This window comes from Agrobacterium sp. GW821-FHT02D03, assembly GCF_059421725.1.
In genome coordinates this window covers 2,404,850-2,427,114 of record NZ_JBWKVN010000001.1, presented here as the reverse complement: position 1 = coordinate 2,427,114, position 22,265 = coordinate 2,404,850, and the positions used below count along the sequence as shown (strand labels likewise).

19 protein-coding genes are annotated in these 22,265 nt (G+C 58.6%); 11 read left to right on the top strand and 8 right to left on the bottom strand.

Annotation, left to right across the window (positions count from 1 at the left end; genetic code table 11):
• The first annotated feature begins 8 nt into the window (after positions 1-8).
• Complete coding sequence (locus AC07U5_RS11575) at positions 9-494, top strand: 2-thiouracil desulfurase family protein (RefSeq protein WP_494723070.1); 486 nt, start codon at positions 9-11, stop codon at positions 492-494.
• 54 nt (positions 495-548) lie between these two features.
• On the opposite strand, the gene AC07U5_RS11570 is transcribed toward AC07U5_RS11575, so the two are convergent.
• From AC07U5_RS11570 to purD, 3 genes are all read right to left on the bottom strand, one after another.
• The gene (locus AC07U5_RS11570; RefSeq protein WP_494723069.1) at positions 549-2,378 is read right to left on the bottom strand and encodes a methyl-accepting chemotaxis protein; all 1,830 of its coding nucleotides are present in this window, start codon (positions 2,376-2,378) and stop codon (positions 549-551) included.
• A 241-nt stretch (positions 2,379-2,619) separates the two neighbouring features.
• Entirely contained in the window at positions 2,620-3,081 is a 462-nt protein-coding gene (locus AC07U5_RS11565; RefSeq protein WP_494723068.1) for a plant virulence effector HPE1-like domain-containing protein, read from the bottom strand.
• 113 nt (positions 3,082-3,194) lie between these two features.
• Positions 3,195-4,466, bottom strand: coding sequence for a phosphoribosylamine--glycine ligase (gene purD / locus AC07U5_RS11560; RefSeq protein WP_494723067.1), 1,272 nt, complete (start codon positions 4,464-4,466; stop codon positions 3,195-3,197).
• A gap of 174 nt (positions 4,467-4,640) precedes the next feature.
• Between purD and AC07U5_RS11555 the strand changes: the two genes are divergently transcribed.
• From AC07U5_RS11555 to ubiA, 3 genes are all read left to right on the top strand, one after another.
• The gene (locus tag AC07U5_RS11555; protein WP_494723066.1) at positions 4,641-6,953 is read left to right on the top strand and encodes a Tex family protein; all 2,313 of its coding nucleotides are present in this window, start codon (positions 4,641-4,643) and stop codon (positions 6,951-6,953) included.
• Positions 6,954-7,105: 152 nt separating this feature from the next.
• Entirely contained in the window at positions 7,106-8,362 is a 1,257-nt protein-coding gene (locus AC07U5_RS11550; protein WP_494723065.1) for a cyclopropane fatty acid synthase, read from the top strand.
• Positions 8,363-8,457: 95 nt separating this feature from the next.
• The gene (gene ubiA, locus AC07U5_RS11545; RefSeq protein WP_494723064.1) at positions 8,458-9,411 is read left to right on the top strand and encodes a 4-hydroxybenzoate octaprenyltransferase; all 954 of its coding nucleotides are present in this window, start codon (positions 8,458-8,460) and stop codon (positions 9,409-9,411) included.
• 82 nt (positions 9,412-9,493) lie between these two features.
• Here ubiA and AC07U5_RS11540 read toward each other — a convergent pair whose 3' ends face one another.
• The 4 genes from AC07U5_RS11540 to AC07U5_RS11525 all read right to left on the bottom strand — a co-directional run bounded on the left by AC07U5_RS11540 (position 9,494) and on the right by AC07U5_RS11525 (position 13,673).
• Complete coding sequence (locus AC07U5_RS11540; RefSeq protein ID WP_062425928.1) at positions 9,494-10,060, bottom strand: DUF6101 family protein; 567 nt, start codon at positions 10,058-10,060, stop codon at positions 9,494-9,496.
• Positions 10,061-10,483: 423 nt separating this feature from the next.
• Positions 10,484-11,914 carry an FAD-binding oxidoreductase gene (locus AC07U5_RS11535; RefSeq protein WP_494723063.1) on the bottom strand — a complete coding sequence of 477 codons (1,431 nt, stop codon included), beginning with the start codon at positions 11,912-11,914 and terminating at the stop codon, positions 10,484-10,486.
• A 31-nt stretch (positions 11,915-11,945) separates the two neighbouring features.
• Complete coding sequence (locus AC07U5_RS11530; RefSeq protein ID WP_494723062.1) at positions 11,946-12,923, bottom strand: L-threonylcarbamoyladenylate synthase; 978 nt, start codon at positions 12,921-12,923, stop codon at positions 11,946-11,948.
• Positions 12,924-13,058: 135 nt separating this feature from the next.
• Positions 13,059-13,673, bottom strand: a complete 615-nt coding sequence (locus AC07U5_RS11525) for a DUF6656 family protein (protein WP_062426178.1) — start codon at positions 13,671-13,673, stop codon at positions 13,059-13,061.
• 323 nt (positions 13,674-13,996) lie between these two features.
• Here AC07U5_RS11525 and AC07U5_RS11520 point away from each other — a divergent pair, with 323 nt between their 5' ends.
• From AC07U5_RS11520 to AC07U5_RS11505, 4 genes are all read left to right on the top strand, one after another.
• Positions 13,997-15,241 carry an aromatic ring-hydroxylating oxygenase subunit alpha gene (locus tag AC07U5_RS11520; protein WP_494723061.1) on the top strand — a complete coding sequence of 415 codons (1,245 nt, stop codon included), beginning with the start codon at positions 13,997-13,999 and terminating at the stop codon, positions 15,239-15,241.
• An 11-nt stretch (positions 15,242-15,252) separates the two neighbouring features.
• On the top strand, positions 15,253-16,329 hold the full coding sequence (locus AC07U5_RS11515; RefSeq protein WP_494723060.1) for an FAD-binding oxidoreductase: 1,077 nt from the start codon (positions 15,253-15,255) through the stop codon (positions 16,327-16,329).
• 183 nt (positions 16,330-16,512) lie between these two features.
• A complete protein-coding gene (locus AC07U5_RS11510) occupies positions 16,513-16,983 on the top strand; it encodes a BA14K family protein (RefSeq protein ID WP_062425923.1) in 471 nt (156 codons plus the stop codon).
• A 221-nt stretch (positions 16,984-17,204) separates the two neighbouring features.
• Positions 17,205-17,708, top strand: a complete 504-nt coding sequence (locus tag AC07U5_RS11505; protein ID WP_062425922.1) for a BA14K family protein — start codon at positions 17,205-17,207, stop codon at positions 17,706-17,708.
• Positions 17,709-17,902: 194 nt separating this feature from the next.
• Here AC07U5_RS11505 and AC07U5_RS11500 read toward each other — a convergent pair whose 3' ends face one another.
• The gene (locus AC07U5_RS11500) at positions 17,903-18,898 is read right to left on the bottom strand and encodes a transporter (protein ID WP_112358885.1); all 996 of its coding nucleotides are present in this window, start codon (positions 18,896-18,898) and stop codon (positions 17,903-17,905) included.
• A gap of 395 nt (positions 18,899-19,293) precedes the next feature.
• Here AC07U5_RS11500 and AC07U5_RS11495 point away from each other — a divergent pair, with 395 nt between their 5' ends.
• The 3 genes from AC07U5_RS11495 (at position 19,294) to AC07U5_RS11485 (ending at position 22,265) form a co-directional block, all read left to right on the top strand.
• The gene (locus tag AC07U5_RS11495) at positions 19,294-21,078 is read left to right on the top strand and encodes an acyl-CoA dehydrogenase (protein ID WP_494723059.1); all 1,785 of its coding nucleotides are present in this window, start codon (positions 19,294-19,296) and stop codon (positions 21,076-21,078) included.
• 11 nt (positions 21,079-21,089) lie between these two features.
• The gene (locus AC07U5_RS11490; protein ID WP_494723058.1) at positions 21,090-21,848 is read left to right on the top strand and encodes a crotonase/enoyl-CoA hydratase family protein; all 759 of its coding nucleotides are present in this window, start codon (positions 21,090-21,092) and stop codon (positions 21,846-21,848) included.
• 87 nt (positions 21,849-21,935) lie between these two features.
• On the top strand, positions 21,936-22,265 hold the full coding sequence (locus tag AC07U5_RS11485) for a hypothetical protein (protein WP_246666406.1): 330 nt from the start codon (positions 21,936-21,938) through the stop codon (positions 22,263-22,265).

Sequence of the window (22,265 nt, the reverse complement as noted above, 5' to 3'; positions counted from 1 at the left end):
CAGCGCTGATGACGTCCAACATCCTCATCAGCGCCTGTCTTCTCGGCCACGCCGTCCGATATGACGGCAAGGGCAACCCGCTCCATCATCCCGCCATCGAGCGATGGCAGGGTGAGGGCCGTCTCGTGACGATCTGTCCGGAAATGGCAGGCGGCATGCCTGTTCCACGCCCTCCTGCGGAAATCGAAAACGGCGCGTCCGGATTGGATGTTCTGGAGGGCAGGGCGCGCGTGCTGGAGATCACCGGTGCGGATGTAACGGACGAGTTTATTGCTGGGGCAAACAAGGCTCTCGCCTTCGCGAAACAGCACGGCTGCGCCTATGCCCTGCTGATCGATGGAAGCCCGTCCTGCGGCTCGATCGCCATCTATGACGGGACGTTTTCAGGCGTCAAACATGCGGGACATGGCGTGACGGCGGCCCTGCTGTCACGAGCGGGGATCAAGGTATTCTCGCATACGGACATCGACCGTCTCGACAGCATCACCCAATAAAAAACGCCGGAGAAGTCTCCCCGGCGTCAATCAAATCAACCGTGTTTATCGCGATCAGCTTGCCATGCGCATCTGGTGCGCCAAGCCGTGGAGCGAACCGGACTGATGCTGGGATACGCGGAAAGTACGGATCAGTGTCAGCAATTCCTCGGTATCATGCGCCAGTGCCTCGGCAGACGCCGTCGTCTCTTCGGCCATGGCGGCGTTGTGCTGCGTTGCAGCGTCCAACTGGTTGAGCGAAGAGGAGATGGAGCGTAGCGTCGTATCCTGTTCGGCAGCAGAATGCGCAATCTTGCTGACGATGTCGCTCGCCGACTTGATCTGATCGGAGATACGCTTCAACGCATTGCCAGCTTCGCCGACCAGATGAACGCCGTTCTTCACCTGGTTTGAAGAACGGGCGATCTGATCCTTGATCTCCTTGGCAGCGGCGGCGGATTTCTGTGCCAGCTCGCGCACCTCCTGCGCAACCACAGCAAAGCCCTTGCCTGCCTCGCCAGCACGCGCCGCTTCCACACCTGCGTTCAGCGCGAGGAGGTTCGTCTGGAAGGCGATATCGTCAATCACGCCGATGATCTTGGATATCTCGTTCGCCGACTGCTCGATGCCGCTCATCGCGCCGATCGCCTGCTCGACAATGGTGTCGCTATGGCTTGCATCACTGCTGATGGAGGTGACGCGTTTTGCCGCCTCGCTGGCACCATCGGAGGTCTGGCGCACGGCCACCGTCAATTCGTCCAGAGCCGCGGATGTTTCCTCGAGATTTGCGGCCTGGCGTTCGGTGCGTTGCGACAGTTCGTTGGAGGCCTTGCGAATTTCTTCCTTCGAGCCGCCAATATCGATGCTCTTGGCATTGACCTTCGCCATTGCCGCGTCGAGATGCGAGATCGCCTCGTTGAAGTTGGCACGCAGATCGGCATAGCGTGCGCCGAGATCGCCACAGCGAACCGTCAAGTCACCCGCAGCCAGCTTTTCCAGGGCCTCGCCGATGGTGGAGACCACGCGGGCCTGAAGCTCCGCTTCGTCGCGCTGCATGTCGATATTGGTCTGGCGTTCGGCATCGAGCTGCGACTGCTGCTCGTCCTGGCGCCTTTGCATCGCGTGACGTTCGCGGATCTTCTGCTGAAGAGACTCGATCGCCTTCGCCATCATGCCGACTTCGTTCTTCATTTCAGTGTGAGGAATGGCGATCGACACGTTCTCATTGGCAACGTCTCCCAGTGCGCGATGGATCTTCGCGAGCGGACCGGTAATGCCTTTGATGACGTAGAAGGCGAGAGCAATACCAAGCAGGAACACGACGAGCCCAAGCGAAACAGCTTTGATGACCGTCGAACGAACCTGCGCCTGAAGATCGTCGACGTAAACGCCAGTGACCACGACAACCTGCCAGGGTTCGAAGGCCATGGCATAGGAACTCTTCAGGAAGGTATCGCCTTCCTGGCCGGGTTTTGGACCGTAGAAGCTCGTCTCACCGCCACCTGCACGGCCAAGTCGCACCAGTTCGTCGCGATAGTTGAAGCCTTGAGAATCCGGCTTGCCCTTGAAGCTTTGACCGACACGCTTCGCATCCGGATGGAAAAGCATCTTCACATCGTAGTCGTAGCCGAACATGTAGCCGTCCGGCACAAACTTCATCGATGTCACGATGGCGAAAGCCTGGCGTTGTGCTTCTTCTCGGCTTAGCGTCCCTGCTTTTTCCTTGTCATAGTAGGATTGCAGGATCGAAATCGAGGACTGAACCTGGGTCCTCAGCATATTGTAACGCTCTTCATAGATAGCGTTGACCGAGGACTTGATCTGGAAATAGGTCGCCAGTGTAAACGCCGCCATGAGTGCGATGACAAGCAGGATCAACTGGCGTGAGATTGGGAGGTTCTTCATCGGCGCTCTCGAAATGACGGGCGGCCCTTCGAGGCGCCCTAAAACTGAATGGTTGTCATCAGGGAAGCACACCATCCGTGTTGCGACTTCGCCTATTAAAGAAGTCTCACAAACAGCTTTAGAATTGATAAATGTTCAAATATATGCGTCGGAAAAACAGGTTCTCGGGAGTTCAAGCGTCAATTATATCTTTTGACGCCGCAACCGTGAGCCAAGATCACAAGGGTAAGCCCTGGGACGATCAGTGAGAGGGACGTATCGACATCAAAGTGATGTTGTCCAGTCCATCGGCACCCGCCAAGACAGGCTGGTCGTGCTGGGTGAGCACTGGATTGCCTTCAAGCGTGATCTGGTGTTCCACCACGGCAGGCGTGTGCTCGGCAACAACTGGTTGGGAACGGTCTTGAGGCAGCCATAGAGGATTGCTGCTGACGAAGGTCACGGGCGAGCCGCCGAGCCACGCTTCGGTCCGAACCGTCTCCTTGCGGCCATCAACGTCACGCGTCGATATATTTTGCGTTCCGCGCTTCAGAACAGCCTTCGTCAGCGCCTTGCCCGCCACGGGGGCGGAAGAGCATGCGTCGCAGGTAATGATCAGCACGCTTCCATTCGATGTCTTGCCGCCATGCAGAACCTCGATCGAGGATGCCATCGCCGTGCCGCCGATGAACAACATACCCGCCGTCAAAACAATTCTAAACATACGCAACCCCGTAGCCCGCGGTCTGATCGCCGCTTTAAACAACCACGATCCTACGGAGTCTTCCTTTCCATCCGGTCAGGATATTTGGTAAAAATTGAGCGAAAGGCCGATTTCTACCCGTTCTCACGCGCCACAGCCTGCCAACCGATATCGCGGCGGCAGAAGCCGTTTTCCCATTTGACCGCATCGACCAGCTCGTAGGCGCGGGCCTGTGCTTCGCTGACCGTGCTGCCAAACGCCGTGACGTTGAGCACGCGCCCGCCTGTGGCCACGAGTTGTCCGTCCTTGAGGGCGGTGCCGGCATGAAACACCTTGGCGTCCTCGCTCTCCTGAGGAATGAAGGCGATGGGCGTGTTCTTGTCATATGCTGCAGGATAGCCTTTGGAGGCGAGAACCACGGTCAAAGCGGGGTCGTCGCGCCATTCGGCCGTGACCTGATCAAGTGTACCAGTGGCGGTGGCGTAGAGGATTGGGAGAAGGTCGCTCTTGAGGCGCATCATCAGCACCTGGCATTCCGGGTCGCCGAAGCGCACATTGTATTCGATGAGCTCCGGGCCCTTCTTGGTGATCATCAAGCCTGCGAAGAAAACGCCTGAGAACGGGTTGCCGTCCTTTGCCATGCCCTCGATCGTCGGCTGGATGATCTCGCGCATCGTCCGCTGAACCATCTTGTCGGTCATCACCGGGGCGGGGGAGTAAGCGCCCATTCCACCCGTGTTGGGTCCGGTGTCGCCGTCTCCGACGCGCTTGTGGTCCTGTGCGGTCGCGAGTGCCAGCGCCGTCTTGCCGTCGGACAGGCAGAAGAAGCTTGCCTCCTCGCCATCCAGGAAGGCTTCGACCACCACTTCCGCACCGGCAGCGCCGAAGGCACCGTCGAAGCAATCGTCGACGGCGGCGAGCGCTTCCGCTTCGGTCATTGCGACGGTCACGCCCTTGCCTGCAGCGAGCCCATCGGCCTTGATGACGATCGGCGCGCCCTGCTCGCGAATATAGGCCTTTGCTGGCTCGGCGGATTTGAAGCGCTGATAGGCGCCGGTCGGGATGTCGTAGCGGGCACAGAGATCCTTGGTGAAGCCCTTGGAGCCCTCCAACTGTGCCGCATCTTTGGAAGGACCGAAGGTGGCAAAACCTGCAGCGCGAAGATCGTCCGCCAGACCGGCAACCAGCGGTGCTTCCGGGCCGACGACCACGAAGTCGATGGACTGTTCACGGCAGAACGCCACGACCGCAGCGTGGTCTTCGACGTTCAGCGACACCAGTTCCGCATGTTCGGCAATGCCTGGATTGCCGGGGGCGGCAAAGAGCTTGGTCAGTTGAGGGGACTGGGCAATTTTCCATGCCAGCGCATGCTCGCGTCCGCCGGAACCGATCAACAGAACTTTCATGCTCGACACCCCTGTTTCCAATTTCTTGCGGCGTTAAGGGCAGGGGGGCGAAAGGTCAAGGCAAAAGGCAGTCGAAGGCCGCCGCTTTTCTGTGGAATCGCTTTGTCTCTGTGTTGTCATGCCACAATCAGCCTCTATGTTCGGGCAGTTTTCAAGAACAGGTCAGACACCCTTATGTCCGCAGACAATGCCCGCCTCCCGTCCCTTATCGCCTCCGAAATCAACGCCCGCGCCGAGCAGGTGAAGGCGGCGATCCAGCTTCTGGATGAGGGGGCAACCGTTCCGTTCATTGCGCGCTATCGTAAGGAGGTGACCGGCGGTCTGGACGATACGCAGCTGCGTACTCTCGCCGAGCGACTGTCCTATCTGCGGGAACTGAATGCCCGCCGCACATCGATTGTCGAATCCATCAATGGTCAAGGCAAGATGACCGACGAGTTGATGCTGAAGATCATGCAGGCGGTGACCAAGGCGGAACTGGAAGATCTTTACCTCCCCTATAAGCCGAAGCGCCGCACGAGAGCGGAAATCGCTCGAGAACGTGGCCTCGGTCCTCTGGCAGAAGCGATCTGGGACAACCGTGCAGCCGATCCGTCAAAGCTTGCGGAAGCCTATGTGAAGGGCGAAATCCCCGATGTTAAGGCAGCACTTGAGGGTGCGCGCGATATCGTCGCCGAAACCATGACGGAAAATGCCGACCTCCTGAAGCGTCTGCGCGACTATATGCGCCAGAACGCCATGCTTCGCGCCAAGGTGGTGGATGGCAAGCAGGCAGCAGGCGAGAAATTTTCCGACTATTTCGACCACACGGAAAAATGGGCAACGGTACCGGGCCACCGGGCGCTTGCCATGTTGCGCGGCTGGAACGAGGAAGTTCTGACCCTGACGATCGATGTGGATGCCGACGACCCGTCGCCAGTAAAGCCTGCACAACGCACCATCGCCGCTGCTTTCGACATCCGCAATGCCGGTCCCTCCGACCAGTGGCTGATGGAGGTGGCGGGCTGGACCTGGCGCGTCAAGCTCTCCATGTCGCTGTCGCTCGACCTGATGCGCGAGTTGCGCGAGCGGGCGGAAGAAGAGGCGATCCATGTCTTTGCCCGCAATCTGAAAGACCTGCTGCTCGCGGCACCCGCTGGCTCGCGCCCGACCATGGGTCTCGATCCGGGCATTCGCACCGGCGTCAAGGTTGCCATCGTGGATGGCACCGGCAAGCTGCTGGAAACCACGACGGTCTATCCGTTCCCGCCGAAGAACGATATCCGCGGCACGCAGGCCGAGCTGGCCTCACTCATCCGCAAGTACGGCGTCGAACTGATCGCCATCGGCAACGGTACCGGTAGCCGCGAGACCGAAAAGCTGGTCACCGACATGCTGACCCAAATCAATGGGCCAAAGCCTACGAAGGTCATCGTCTCGGAAGCTGGAGCTTCGGTTTACTCCGCGTCTGAGCGCGCTGCGGCCGAATTTCCTAATCTCGATGTTTCGCTACGCGGTGCCGTTTCGATTGCCCGTCGTCTGCAGGATCCACTCGCCGAACTCGTGAAGATCGAGCCGAAGTCCATCGGCGTCGGGCAGTATCAGCACGACGTCGATCAGGGCAAGCTGTCCCGCTCTCTCGATGCGGTGGTAGAAGATGCGGTGAACGCCGTCGGTGTTGATCTCAATACGGCGTCCGCGCCGCTTCTGGCGCGGGTATCTGGTCTTGGAACCTCGATTGCCGATGCTATCGTGCTGCATCGGGATCAGGTCGGGCCATTCGCCAGCCGCAAGGAGTTGTTGAAGGTGCCGCGTCTTGGCCAGCGCACCTTCGAGCAATGCGCCGGCTTCCTGCGGATCCCAAATGGCAAGGAGCCGCTCGACTCATCCTCCGTCCACCCGGAAGCCTATGATGTGGCAAAGAAGATCGTCGCCGCCTGTGGGCGCGATCTCAGAACCGTCATGGGTGACAGCGCCACTTTGAAGGCGCTCGACCCCAAGCTCTTTATCGATGACCGTTTCGGCCTGCCGACCGTCAAGGACATCATCGCGGAGCTGGAAAAACCTGGCCGCGACCCACGCCCGAGCTTCAAGACCGCGACCTTCGCGGACGGTGTGGATAAAATCACCGACCTTAAGCCCGGCATGCTGCTGGAAGGCACTGTCACCAACGTGGCTGCCTTTGGCGCCTTCGTGGATATCGGCGTTCACCAGGATGGCCTGGTGCATGTCAGCCAGTTGGCGGATCGTTTCATCAAGGATCCGCATGAGGTGGTGAAGGCCGGAGACGTCGTCAAAGTTCGCGTGGTTGAAGTCGATGTGAAGCGCAAGCGGATCGGTCTCACGATGCGAAAGGACGGTGGCGAGGCAGCGCCTCAGCCGATGCGCGAAAAGGGCAATGCCAATGCCATGCGCCACGCCAGCGCAAAGCCGAAAGACCGTGCGGAGCCTGCGCAATCCGGAGGCGCGCTGGCAGCGGCTTTGGCGGAGGCCATGAAGCGCCGCTGATTTACATAAAATGGCTCTTACCTACTGAGTAAGGGCCGTTTTGTTCCACGAAATCAATCAGTATTTTTGAAACTACCCCGTCTTGCAACTCTGGCGGAAAGAGATACGGTAACAGGCACTTGATAAGTGAGACTTAGCTTATTGGGGGTAATATGGCCTCGTCTCTGCATGCCCTGCTTGATAAAATCGTCAAGACCGGAAACCTGATCGTCACGGGTCCAAGCGGTCTTCAGTCCTTCGGAGACGGACGCGGCAAGCGCGTCGCACTGAGCTTCAGTGATGAGCAGGCGATGGACGAAATCGCCGCCGACCCGGCACTGAAGCTTGCCGAAATGTACATGGAGGGCCGAATGTCGGTCGTCGAAGGCGACATCTACGACTTCCTGGCCTTGGTCAAAAGCAATACGCTCTCTGAAGCACTGACCTTCGGCATGGTCTGGCGCGGCATGGCGCGCATCATCGCCTCACGCATCAAGATGCATCTGCCCTTCAATCACAACAAGCAGAACGTTGCGCACCATTATGATTTGAGCGCCAAGCTCTTTGATCTTTTTCTCGATCAGGACTGGCAATATTCCTGCGCCTATTTCAATCCTCCCGGCATTTCGCTGGATGAGGCGCAGGTGGCGAAGAAGCGCCATATCGTCGCCAAGCTGATGCCCGAGCCGGGGCATCGCGTGCTTGAGATCGGCTCCGGCTGGGGCGGCATGGCCATGTATCTGGCTGAAAGTTCCGGCGTGGATGTCACCGGTGTTACGCTCAGCGAGGAGCAACTCCGCGTCTCGCGGGATCGGGCGCAGAAGCGGGGCCTGACGGATATCGTTCGCTTCGAGCTGCAGGATTACCGCTACCTACCGCCGGACAAGAAGTATGATCGCATCGTCTCCGTAGGCATGTTCGAACATGTCGGCCCGACGCATTACAGGGAGTACTTCCAGAAGGCAGCGGAGGTGTTGGAGGATGACGGCGTCATGCTGTTGCACTCTATTGGCCAACCCTATCCGGCACTTGCCACGAACCCGTTCATCGAAAAATATATTTTCCCCGGCGGTTATATTCCCTCATTGGCCGAGGTTCTGCCAGCCATCGAAAAGACGGGGCTGCTTGTAAAGGACATCGAAATCCTCCCCATGCATTACGCGCATACGCTGCGCCACTGGCGCGAGCGTTTCGTGGCAAGGAAGGCGGAAGCCGTGGCGCTTTACGATGATCGCTTCTTCCGCATGTGGGAATTCTATCTGGCTGGCTCCGAAATGGCCTTCACCCATGAGAACTTCCACATCTTCCAGATTCAGCTTGCCAAGCGCGGTGGGGTGGTGCCCGATAATCGTGATTACATCGCCAGCAACGAGGCAAGGTTGATGGAGTTCGAGAAGACGCGGGAATCCCTGGAAAAGGTGGTTTTTTGAGCGGCGCTTTTGCTGCCTCAACGAACATAAGGACAGACCCTAACAAAAGCTGAATCCAGCTACCGCCGCGCCAGCCGATGCGGTAGAAGTCCAGCATGGTTCATAACAGCGATCTTTCCGGCCGCGTTTCGGACGCGCCATCCAACAATTGGGTCTATCGGATCTTGCCGAGAGGCCTTTGGCCCTATGCGCAGCTTGCCCGGTGGGATCGGCCCATCGGCTGGCAGCTTCTGATGTGGCCGTGTTTCTGGTCGGCGGCGGTTGCCGCCAATGCGGCGCAGCAGATCGGTACCTTTTCCTGGTCCACCTTGCTCTTCCACCTCTTCCTGTTTTTTGCAGGCTCGGTCGCCATGCGCGGTGCCGGCTGCACCTATAACGATCTGGTCGATCACAAGATCGATATGGCGGTGGCACGCACCCGGTCGAGGCCGCTGCCCTCCGGCCGTGTCACCCGCATGCAGGCGAAAATCTTCATCGTGGTGCAGGCGCTTGCGGGCTTGGTGGTGCTGCTGTGCTTCAACAGTTTTGCCATCCTGCTCGGCCTGTCGTCACTCGTTTTCGTGGCGATCTATCCCTTCGCCAAGCGCTTTACCAACTGGCCGCAGTTTTTCTTGGGGCTTGCCTTTTCCTGGGGCGCATTGATGGGCTGGGCTGCTCAGTTCGGATCTCTGAGTGTCGCTCCCGTGCTGATTTATGGTGCGGCCATTGTCTGGACGATCGGATATGACACGATTTATGCGCACATGGACAAGGATGACGACGTGGCCGTCGGCATCGGCTCCACAGCCCTTTTGTTCGGAGATAGGACACATGGCTGGCTGGTGGCCCTTTATGGCACAGCCGCGGTGTTTCTCTTCCTTGCATTCGCAATCGCGAATATTAACCCGCTCGGATATGCAGGTCTGATCGTCGCCACTGCGATGCTTTTTTATCAGATAAAGGCTCTGGACATCGGCAATGTTGAGAAGTGCCTTGCACTCTTCAAATCCAACAACCGCGTCGGCCTGTTGATTTTCGCAGGCTTGATGTTGCCGCTCATTTTTGGATAACGAAAAGCCCGGACGCGGGGCAAGCGTGCCGGGCTCACTTCGTCCGCATTCGAAACGCCGCTGAACGACGGCGCTGCGTTGATCAGTTGCGGGCGATGATTTCCTTGCCTTCGATCCGCATTGTCAGACCGAGCGAACCGGTGCTGCGGCGCACGAGGAAGCGCGGACGGCGATCGGCGAAGTAGGAATGGCGGCGACGCGGGCGCGTCGACTTCGTCCGCACGTGGCCGATATGCTCTTCGAGAGGGCGGGCGACACCGTCAGCTTCCACCATCAGCATGGGAATGTTGTACTTTTCCGACCAGCTGCGCCAATCGGCTGCGATGTCGCACAGGTCATGCGCCACCAAGAGCGGGATGCAAAGATCCGGATCGTCGTGATGAAGTTCAAGCGTCACGGTCACGCCGCCATCGCCGTGGTCGATGGCGCGGGCTGCAACACCCTTGAATGCCCGTGCAGGCAGGGCGAAGGACAGCGGCAGACCGCTGGAATGAAGAACCTTGCGCAGAACGGCACCGCGCTCGTCAAGCGTGATATCGACATCTGACGAACCATTGCTGTTACCATAGGTCAGCTGCTGCGGGAACCGCGTCGGATCGAGCCGGAGAGTTGCGCCTGCCCATTCGGGCTTCAGAACGGTGTTGTTCATATCATGCTATCCTTGTTTTACCTGAGAGCCGTTTCATGGCCTCGTCCGGGACTTTTCGTCCTCTGATAGGTGGAAGATAGCCAGCGCATCTTCGAAACAGCTTAAAAATCGAGGTTAAGAAAACTTTGCATTCCCAAATGGTTAGCAAAACCCAGCCGCTTAAGGTTTCAGATTCCTGAATTGGGACGGTGGCGCGTCGTTCGGCCCACAGGTGGCACGGCTCGACGAAGTCTGGAGAAAAACGCCAGGGATCGGCCTGAGCGCATGTCCTGACAAGCACTTCAACAGGTGTGAGGGAAAGCGGCAATAGCCAACGCGGCGAGAGCCAAAAATGAGCGTGGACGACCGCTCTACAGCATCGAAGCACGATGCTGAGATGGAGCCGGGTAGAGTGCTCGTGCGCCTGGAAAGACGCTTTGTGATTTAAGAGACCACGACCTTGCCAGGGTTCATGATGCCTGCCGGATCGAAGGCTGTCTTGATACGACGCATCAGGTCCATCTCGATTGCCGGGCGGATGGCTGCCAGCTCGTCCCGCTTCAACTGCCCAATGCCGTGTTCCGCGGAGATGGAGCCACCGAAGGACAGCACGATACCGTGGACGATCTCGTTGATCTCTTTCCACTGGGCAATAAAGGCGTTCTTGTCGGTACCGACCGGCTGGGAGATATTGTAATGGATGTTGCCATCGCCCAGGTGCCCGAAGGCGCAAATGCGGGCGCCGGGAATGACACTCATGACGGCTCTTTCCGCTTCATCCATGAAGGCCGGAACATGGGAAACCGGAACGGACACATCATGCTTGATGGAGCCTCCTTCCGGCTTCTGCGCATCCGACATGCTTTCGCGCATGTGCCACAGCGCCTGACGCTGGGCCTCTGAGGACGCGATCACGGCATCCTGGACGATCCCCGCTTCAAAACCCTGTTCCAGCAGCGTTTCCACCATGGTCTGCGCCGTGTCTGCCGAGTCGGAGCTGGAGATATCGATCAGCGCATACCACGCATGCGGCGTTTCGAGAGGGTCGCGCACGCCGGGTATATGTTTTGCGGTAAACTCGACGCCGATCCGCGGCATGAGTTCGAAGCCGGTCAGCGCCGAGCCACAAAGAGTGGATGCGCGCTCGAAGAGTTTCAGCGCATCCGCCGGAGAATTGAGACCGGCGAACGCCACCTGATGGCCAAGCGGTTTTGGGAAGAGCTTCAGGACCGCGCCGGTGATGATGCCGAGCGTCCCCTCTGAGCCGATGAAGAGATCACGCAGATCGTAACCCGTATTGTCCTTCTTCAACCGGCGCAGGCCGTTCCAGATCTCGCCGGTGGGCAGAACGACTTCCAAGCCGAGGCAAAGCTGGCGTATATTGCCATAGGCGAGCACCGCCGTACCGCCGGCATTGGTGGCGAGATTGCCGCCGATGCGGCACGAACCTTGCGAGCCGAGCGAAAGCGGGAACATCCGCTCGACCTTCTCTGCCGCCTTGTGGACCTCGTCCAGAATGCAGCCTCCATCGACGACAATCACATTGGCGATGGGGTCGATATCGCGAACCTTGTTCATGCGTTCCAGCGACAGGATCACGTCACTTCCGCCACTGCGCGGCGTCTGCCCGCCAACAAGGCCGGTGTTACCAGTCTGCGGCACAATCGCGGTGCCCGTTTCGCTTGCGAGTTTCATGATCGCGGCAACCTCCTCAGTCGTCGATGGACGTAACAGAAGCGGCGAATTCCCATGGTAAAGACCGCGGTTCTCGACGAGATGCGGTGCCAAATCGGAAGCGTCACGTAGCGCGTTTTTCTCGCCGACGATGGCGGCAAAGCGCGAGAGCAGTTCGTCGGACAGGGCAGTTGGCGTCATGAGAATTCCTCCGGTATCGTGTCAGGCGAGGTCAGGATCGCGGCGCAGCCGCGCGCTCCAACCTGTCATTGATGGCTTCGCCAAGGCCCCTATTGGGAATAGACGCCACCGCTATGGTGGTGGCAGCGCTCGCATCGGCACGTTTCAGATGGTCGAAAAGATTGGCCGCGGCTTCCGCAAGATCACCGCTTGGGCTGAGATCGAGCACGGCAACCGCATCGGCTTCTCCCTCTTGCGGATTGCTCCCGAAGCGGATCAGAGCTTCGCCCTTCTGGACCGAAGTCGCATTCAGGCGCACCGCTGCACCCGGGGCATAATGTGAGGCCAGCATCCCAGGCGCTTCTATCGCCGCAGATGCGGTTGCCGGTCTGACGATCTCAACGCCCGCCACGCGTTCAATCTCGTCCGCCACCAATCCGCCGGGCCTCAGGAGGCGGACGGAACCATCGCTCTCGACCTTGATGATGGTGGATTCGACGCCGACGGGTGCTGGGCCGCCATCCAGAATAAGCTCTATCTTTTGACCCAGGTCCGCTTCGACATGGGCCGCACTTGTCGAGCTGATCTTGCCGGAGCTGTTGGCGCTGGGGGCGGCAAGCGGCCGACCGAGCCTCTCGATCAGCGCACCGGCAAAGCCTTTGGGAATACGAATGCCGACGGTGTCGAGACCGGCTGTCGCCAGGGAATGGATCGGGCTCTCTTGTCTCAGGGTCAATATCAGCGTGAGGGGTCCCGGCCAGAAAGCGTCTGCGAGCTTGCGTGAGATCGGATCGAAGATCGCGTGTTGCTCCGCCATCGCCATGTTCGCCATATGGCAGATCAGCGGGTTGAACTGCGGACGCCCCTTGGTCTCGTAGATTCGGGTGATGGCTGCGGGATTGGTCGCGTCTGCTGCAAGGCCATAGACGGTTTCCGTCGGTATGGCGACGGGGAAGCCTGCCTCGATGACACGGACCGCTTCATCCAATGCCTCTTCCGGCTGCTGCTCGATATGGATTTGTCGCGCCATCTCTGAAGGCCCTTTCCTTGGGAAAGGCTCTTAAAGCATGTCGCGCGAGTGTGTGAAGCGGTTTTGCGATAATGACAGGCGAAAACGATAAAGATTATAGCGCAAATGGCGAATTCGAACGATCGGACCGGAGCCTCACAGCGCACGGATGATTTTGCGCAGCTCCTCGGAACGGGTGCCCAACATCAGCACGTTCTTCAAGGCTTCCTTCGGGTCCTGTGTCTGGAACAGCAGGCCGCCGCGATGAATGGATGTGTCGATCGCCACGGACTTGCCGCCGCTTTGCGGCTGCATCGCGACGGCGAAATACATCCTCGACCGGGTCTGGTCGATCTTTTCGAAGAAATGCTCGTCGCCGCACAGTTCCGCAAAGAAATTGGCGAGGTAAAAAGACCAAAGAACCGGTCTGCTTTTGTCGAAACGGGTGGTGGAGGCCGTCACATGGCAGTAGCCGAGATGGGGAGTGCTCTCGATCAGCTTGTGAGAGACCATATTGGGGAAACGGATGCTGGGGTGGAAGCCGTTCAGCCGTGAATGCGTCTTGGAGCCGGCATCCTGCAAACGGCGCGCGGTGATCTCCGCGACCTGTTCGTGGCTAAGATATCGCTTGCCGCCTTGCGGCAACGTCTCTTCAAAGCGACCGATGCGCCCGGTGCGCAAAAAATCGGAATGCGCGGTTTTCGACCTTGTCGGGGGGGCGACCTTGCCGGACTTTGTGTCTACGTAGCGGATACGAGTTTCCTTCTCCACAGCCATATCCTCTTTGAAAGATATACGCTTTTTAGCCGACTAGAGTTAATATCGCGTTTCCGGTCTGTCCGTGGCGTGTGTTGCAGCGCGCTGGAAGCCGAAGTCTTATTGCGACGACCAATCGTTTGAATTACCCTCTAAGCCACTGTTTTAAATTCAAAAAAAATAAAGCAGTACTTTTGCGGACGATGTCGCAATTTGTCGCCAATGCGGGACAGAATGTCGCGCAATGTGGTGCTGGAAAAAGGCGTCAATGATTAGATCAAATCACACCATGCGGCCGGGATTGTTGGGCGGCTGCAGTATTACTCGAGGACATGGCCATGGAACTGCGTGAAACCGTATTGCGCCAATTGAAGAATCGCCGCGAAGGCTTCAGCCTTGAGCAGCCATTTTATACCGATCAGGATTACTTCCAGCTCGACATGGAAACCATCTGGTATCGCGATTGGCTGTTCATCGGTCACGACTGTGAAGTGCCGAAGTCCGGCATGTATTTTACCGTTCAGGTCGGCAATTATGCTGTCGTGATCGTTCGCGGCAAGGATGGCACGATCCGCGCATTCCACAATTCCTGCCGCCACCGCGGTTCGCGCGTCTGCACCAGCCAGAAAGGCCAGTCGGCCCGTCTCGTCTGTCCTTACCACCAGTGGACCTACGATCTGGATGGCAAGCTCCTTTTTGCCCGCCACATGGGCGAAGACTTCAACAAGGAAAACTTCGGACTGAAGCCGGTCGCCTGCGAAACGGTTGCTGGTTATGTCTTCATCTGCCTTGCAGAGCAGCCCATGGATTTCGCGCCGGTTCGTGCGGAAGTCGAAGCCTATATGAAGCCGCACCGGGCTTGGGAAGCCAAGGTGGCGCATGAAAGCACCATCATCGAAAAGGGCAACTGGAAGCTCGTCTGGGAAAACAACCGCGAATGCTACCACTGCGCGGCCAACCACCCCGAGCTTTGCCGCACCTATCCGGAAAACCCGAGCGTCACCGGCACCGATGGCGGCGCGAGCGACCCTGAAATCGGCGGCCACTGGGCGCGCTGCGAAGCGGCAGGCCTGCCAAGCCGTTTCAAGATCGACCCCAAGGGCCAGTTCCGCGTGGCGCGCATGCCGCTGATCGGTGAAGCGGAAAGCTACACCATGTCCGGCAAGCCTGCAGTCCGTCGCCCGCTGTCTGACGATGTGACCATCAGTCATATCGGCGCGCTGCTGCTCTTCCATTACCCGACGACCTGGAACCACTTCCTCGGCGACCACATGATTTCCTTCCGCGTACTGCCGCTTGGCCCACAGGAAACCATGGTCACGACCAAATGGCTCGTTCACAAGGATGCCGTGGAAGGCGTGGACTACAATCTCGAAGACCTGACGCATGTCTGGAACGAGACCAACGATCAGGATCGCCAGATCGTCGAGGAAAACGCCTTCGGCATTCGCTCGCCCGCCTATGAGCCAGGTCCTTACTCCATGGAGGACGAAGGCGGCGTCATGCAGTTCGTCAACTGGTATGCCGACTTCATGATCGACCGGCTGTCCGGCGACAAGAAGAAGCTTTCCGCAGTGGCTTGATGCAGATGACCATGGCCGTGACCTATAAGCATATCGATGAGATGAAGCCCTGGAGCGACAAGCTTCACATGCTGGAATGCATTTCGGTAACCCCCGAAACACCGGATGTGATGACGTTCCTGTTCCGCTCCACTGACACCAACTGGTTTCGCTATATTCCGGGCCAGTTTGTGACGCTGGAACTGCCAGTGGGGCCGGAGCCGCTGTTTCGGACCTACACGCTGTCTTCCACGCCGTCTCGTCCCTATGCGGTGGCCGTCACGGTCAAGGCACAGAAGAACTCGATCGGCACCCGCTGGATGTTCGACAACCTCAAGCCGGGGATGAAGATCCGCGCGCTTGGTCCACTGGGTGACTTTTCCTATGTGAAGCATCCGGGCGATAAGTATCTGTTCATCTCCGCAGGCTCCGGCGTCACACCGATGATGTCGATGGTGCGCGACATGTGCGATCGCGCGCCGCACAGCGATGTCTCGTTCATTAACTGCTCGCGCACACCCGCCGATATCGTGTTCCGCCATGAACTCGAATATCTCGCACGCTACATGCCGAACCTGTCTCTAGGGTTCATCGTGGAGTCGTGTGGTCGCACCGATCTTTGGTCGGGCCTGAAGGGCTTCGTCGACAAAGCCAAAATTGCGCTTTTGTCTCACGACTTCATGGATCGCACGGTTTTCTGCTGTGGCCCTGAGCCGTTCATGGCGGCGGTCAGTTCCATGCTCGAAGCCTCCGGTTTCGACATGACACGCTATCACCAGGAAAGCTTCGCGCCTGCCGCGCCGCCAGTGGCCGTTGGTGAAACGGCGATCGAAGCTGATGGCGAGGCGTTGACGACGGTCGGATTCACGCTGTCCGGCAAGGATGTGCCATGCCAGCCGGGACAGACCGTTCTGATGACTGCAAGAGCGGCCGGTGTTCGCATCGGTGCGGCCTGTGAATCAGGCATCTGCGGCACCTGCCGCGTGCTGAAACTGTCCGGCGAAGTCGAGATGAACCACAATGGCGGTATTCTCGATGAAGATATTGCGGAGGGCTATATTCTAGCCTGCTGCTCCAGGCCGCTGACTGACGTCAAGGTGGAGGCGTAAAGCCTCCTCCTCCTACCTTTTCGTTCCTGCAGTTGGCAGTCATTGCCATGATCCATGGAACGAGTTTGTAGTTTTCCCGTTTCTAAAATGTCTGAGGCTGTGTCACTGCGGGCCGTTTCCGCATTTCTGCCGAAAGATATAAAAACAGCACAACATAAATGTGCAGAGAAACGGAGGAAATTCATGCTGAATTTGCGGAAGACGAGCCTCGCCACCGCTTTTGTCATGGTCCTGACGAGCTTTACGCCATCGCAGGCCTTTCAAGTTCCCACACCCATTCCGGCACCCGTTGCCGCTCAGAATCAGGTCGTAGACATCCAGTATCGCGACTGGCGCGACCGTCGTGAATGGCGTCAGCGTCACGGTCGTGACTGGCGCAACCATCGCGAATACCGCCGCCAGGGCTTCTATAACGGCCACCGCGGCTATCGCGACCGTCGTCCGGGTTACCGTTATCACAATGGCTACTGGTTCCCGCTTGCAGCCTTCGCGGCTGGCGCGATCATCGGTGGTGCCACCAACCAGGCCCGTCCGTCCTACGGTAGCAACCACCAGCAGTGGTGCGCCAACCGCTGGCGTTCCTATCGTGCCTACGACAACAGCTATCAGCCGAATAACGGCCCGCGCAGACAGTGCGTGTCGCCCTATAGCTAATATGCATGATTTGGATGGCCCGGCTAAGCCGGGCCTTCCGTCGCTTGGGGCAGCTACCCGTTCAAGTATCTGTGATCGTTTCGTTAATGCTGCATTCAGGCTGAATTTCTTAATTTGAATATAAGGCGAGTCCACGCCGTAAAAAACTGGATAAACAGGAGAATAATCGTCGTAGTTCACCCCGTCCGTTTGTGTATCCGGATGTGAATGGAGAAGGTAAGATGAAGACTTACATGAAAGCTGCTTTGGCCGCTGGCCTCTCTGCTATTGTTGCTGTTGGATCTATTGTTCCAGCTCAGGCTATGCCCATCGTGCCTGCTGCGCCGGTTGCACCACAGGCGGACAACAATATCGTCAACGTTCAGTATTGGCGCGACCGCGGCTATTATCGCGACTACGGCCCGGGCTACTATCGTGGCCATCGCGGCTACCGCGATTACCGTCCTGGTTATCGTCGCCACAATGGCTACTGGTTCCCGCTTGCGGCCTTCGCCACGGGCGCCATCATCGGCGGTGCGCTATCTCAGCCGCGCGAAGTCTACCGCCCCGTTCCGGAGTATCGTCCGCGCCCGGTCTATCGTGAATATCGTCCAGTCGTTCGCGGTGGCATGAGTCAGGCGCATGTGAACTGGTGCTATGGCCGCTATCGCTCTTATGATGCGTATAGCAACACGTTCCAGCCCTATCATGGCCCACGTCAGACCTGCTACTCGCCGTACCGCTGATTGAACGAAAATATATAATTTATGAGGGCCGTCCCGCACTTGCTGGGCGGCCCTTTACACGTGCGAAGAGACACAAGGCGCCCACGCCGAAAGCGCATCGTGATTTTCTCGGATTTGCTCCCTGCGCTTCGGCTCTTTGTTCTATCGCGCGTCGTCATCGCAAAACCCCTGCACAGTTTTGCTTGAGCCCTGCTTTAGATGATGCCGACCCGTCGCAGCAGGAACCAGGCAAGAAGACTGGAGGCGACGATAAAACCCGCTGCATAGAGCGTTCCGTTTCCGCCATCGATGAAGGGGAGGGCGCTGGTGTTCATGCCGAAAAAGCCTGTGACGAGCGTTGGCGGCAACAGAAACGCCGTCATGATCGACAGGATGTAGAGATGCCGGTTCGTCTCCGACGAAAGCTTGGAGTCGATTTCTTCATGCAGCAGACGGGCCCGCTCCTGAAGCGCATAGACATCGTAGTCGACGGACTCCAGTCGGCTCGTCAGCCGCCCGGCAATCTCCTCGAAGCCAGCCGGCATTTCATCCTCATCCGCGGCTGAAGCGCGCCGCATCAATGTCAGCACGGTTCGAAGATGACGATGCAGTCGCACGACGGTGCGACGGACGGGTGCCAGCCTTCTCCGCTCGTCGCGCGGGGCAGCGGCGTAGACGTAATCCTCGATGGCGTTGAGTTCTTCCGTCGTCTCCATCACCAGGTTGATCAGGCTGCGCTGAAACTCCGCCACCAGTCCCTCGAAGATGTGCGACGGCGTGCTGAAGCGCTTCGGGTTCTTGTCGATGGCAGCCCGCAGCCGATCCACCGACCGTAGCGGCTGAAGCCGTGTGGTGATGACGAAGCGATCCGTCAGGGCAAAATGCAGCCAGCCAAGGTCGCGGGTTTCCTGATCGAACTCGCGCTGAAAATCCACCAGCGTACCGTAAAGCGCGCCTTCATCGACGGTGATGGAGGGGTGCGTCTCATGTGTCGTCAGGATCGCGCGAATGTTCTCGTCGAAACCGGGAATAGAGTCCAAGAACGCAACGACCCGCGTGTCCGCCAGGTTGAGATGCAGCCAGAAGAAGCCTTCGCTGCTTTCCATGTCGCTCCACTGGGCGGTTGGAGCGAGGCGTGTACAGAGCTGGCTCCCCGGCTCGAAGCGATAGGCCCAGACGAGGCCGGGAATGGCTGGGTACTGTATATCCATGTCTCGTTCCTGAAAGGCGGGCCTGTCTACGCCAGAGGCCATGCTGCTCGAAGGGTTGGACATGCAGAACAGAGTTTTATGACAGTTTCATAACAAGGGTGATCTTGCCGACCGATAGGCCTGAAAATCGCAATCGATTCTTCGACCTACGGCATGGTTCAAGCACAAGTGTGCAGCGGTTTTGCGATGACGAGATGCGATAACAAGGACCTGAAGTTTGTGAGCGAATCTGAAAGATCGCGAGGTGCTATAGCTGTCACTCGAAAAGATGGAACGTCCTTCGCACGGCCCAAAGGACACGCCGTTCCAGGGAAATTTCAAATTGACGTTTACGTAAAAATCAATTAGCCCGTAAGGACATTGCATTGTAGGCAGACGCTTCGGGAGGAGGCAGGATGTATACCGCGCCGGTAGACGATATCGCTTTTACGTTGAAACACGTTGCAGGGCTGGGTGATGCTCTTCAGAGCGGTGCGCTCGGTGATCTCGATGAAGATCTCGTCGATGCCATTCTCCATGAGGCAGGACGTTTCGCCACTGAAGAGGTTGCCCCGCTTGCCGAAATCGGTGACCGCCAGGGCTCGCGTATGGTGGACGGTGAGGTTCGCACACCCGATGGATGGGCCGGTCTCTATCATCGCTGGGCCGAAGGCGGCTGGAACGGCCTGACGGCGCCAGAGGAATTTGGCGGGCAAGGTCTGCCGCATATGCTGAACGTTGCGGCGCTCGAAATGTGGAACTCCGGCTCCATGGCGTTTGCGCTCTGCCCGACGCTGACGATGGGTGCGATCGAAGCCATCACCGCCCATGGCAGCGACGCGCTGAAGGCCGTCTATCTCGAAAATCTCGTCAGCGGCAAATGGACAGGTACCATGAACCTGACCGAGCCGCAGGCGGGCTCCGATCTCGCCGCACTCAAGACCAGGGCCGAACGGGTCGATGACGGCACCTACCGCATTTTCGGCCAGAAGATTTACATCACCTGGGGTGAACACGACGCCGCCGAAAACATCATTCACCTTGTGTTGGCTCGTCTACCCGATGCACCAGCTGGAACGCGGGGCATTTCGCTCTTCCTCGTGCCGAAGTTCATGCCTGACGCTGCCGGCAATCCGGGTGAGCGCAACGATTTGTTCTGCCATGCGCTGGAGCATAAGCTTGGCATTCATGGCTCGCCGACCTGCACGATGATCTTTGGCGATGGCCGCTACGGCCAGAAGAAAGGGGCGATCGGCTGGCTCGTGGGTGAAGAGAACAAGGGTCTCGCCTGTATGTTCACCATGATGAACAATGCCCGCCTGGCCGTCGGCATGCAGGGCGTGGCGATTTGCGAAGCCGCAACCCAGAAGGCGATCCAATACGCCAAAGAGCGGACGCAGGGTAAGGCGCCCGGAACGACGGCAACGGGTATGAGCCCGATTATCGAGCATCCGGATATTGCCAGAACGCTGCTGACCATGAAGGCACTGACGCAAGGCTCGCGCGCCATCAGCTTCGCCTGCGCCCACGCGATCGACATGAGCCATGCGGAAAGCGATGCGGGCACGCAGAAGTTCTGGCAGGAGCGTGCGGCGCTTTTGACGCCAATTGCAAAGTCCTTCTCCACCGACGCCGGTGTGGACGTTGCCTCGCTCGGCATCCAGGTCCATGGCGGCATGGGCTTCATTGAGGAAACGGGCGCGGCCCGCTATCTGCGTGACGCCCGCATTGCTCCGATCTATGAGGGCACCAACGGCATTCAGGCCATCGACCTCGTCATGCGCAAGCTTCCACTCTCCGAAGGCCACCACGTTCGCGGCTTTATCGAAGAGTTGAAGGCCATTGCCGAAGACGTACGTGCATCGAACAAGCCGGAGCTGGGCGAAACTGCGCGCTACCTCGACCAGAGCATCGCCGATCTCGAGGCTGCCACCGACTGGCTGCTGGACGCCCAGGCCAAGGGAGGGGCAGCCGCCGTGCTGGCAGGTGCGACACCCTACCAAAGGCTGTTCGGCCTTGCATTGACGGGCGTCTATCTGGCCAAGGGCGCGCTTGCAGCCGTTGAAGACGGGCAGGGTACCAAGCGTGCCTCGCTTTGCCGTTTCGCTGCGGAAAATCTTTTGGCAGAAACGGCTGCTTTAAAGGATCGCGTCGTCTCGGGTGCCGCAAGCCTCGAAGCTGCACGCGTCGTTCTTGGATGAAGGAAGTATCGATGTCCGAAGATCATATCCTTCTCGAGCGGCCTCAGGTGGCAGCCGGCGTACAGGTCATCCGCTTCAATCGGCCGGACAAGAAGAACGCCATCACCGATGCGATGTATCGCAGCATGATCGAGGCGTTGAAAGCCGCCGATGCGGATGAGGACATTCGCGCAATCGTCTTTCTTGGCACGCCGGGATGCTTTTCTGCCGGTAACGATATGGCTGATTTCCTTGGATTTGCCATGTCGGGCGGCAAGGGGCGGCTGACCGCTGCAGACTTCCTGCACACGCTGGTCAGTGTGGAAAAGCCCATCGTCTCTGGCGTCGATGGCCTGGCGATCGGTATCGGCACGACGCTGAACCTGCATTGCGATCTGACGGTCGCCTCCAGCCGGAGCCTGTTCAAGACGCCCTTCGTCGATCTGGCACTTGTGCCGGAAGCCGCCTCCAGCCTTCTCGTGCCGCGCATTGCCGGCCACCAGCGGGCATTCGCGCTTTTGGCGGCAGGTGAAGGCTTCTCTGCCGAGCAGGCTATGGCGGCGGGCCTGATCTGGAAGGTCGTTCCCGAGGCGGATGTCGAGGCGGAAACCTTGAAAATTGCCGCCAACCTTGCGTCGAAGCCACCGCAGGCCCTGAAGATTGCGCGTGATCTGGTGCGTGGCGATGTCGATGCGATCCGAGCCCGGATCGACCAGGAGATCGTTCACTTCGCCGCTCAGCTTCAGAGTAGTGAGGCACGCGCTGCCTTTGAGGCATTCATGCGCCGTTAAGTCTCTCGAGAAGAAGGTGTCGGTCTTTACGGAACGGGAAGTGTTTCCCGTTATTCGATCGACATCTTTACTTGGGAGAAGGCCGCCATGATGCGCAAAACCGCTCTTGCAATGATTGCTATACTGTCGCTGTCCGGCGTCGCGGATGCCGGGATGCTGTCCTCGCCGATGATGTCGTCCCCAAGAGAGAGCAATGTCGTGCAGGTGCAGGATTTCAATAGCAGTTCGCCGCGTAGCAATCAGAACCAGAATAACGGGTGGGATCGCCGCCAGCCGCGTTTCGTCTGCGTCATCACGCCGCCGGACAGCGCCGAGCGTTCACGCCCCTATGTCTGCCCGGTTCAGCAGGGCCGCGTCGGTGGCCGTTGCCGCTGCTCCGGCGTCGTCGGCAGCGGCAGTATCGATACGGCGTGGTAA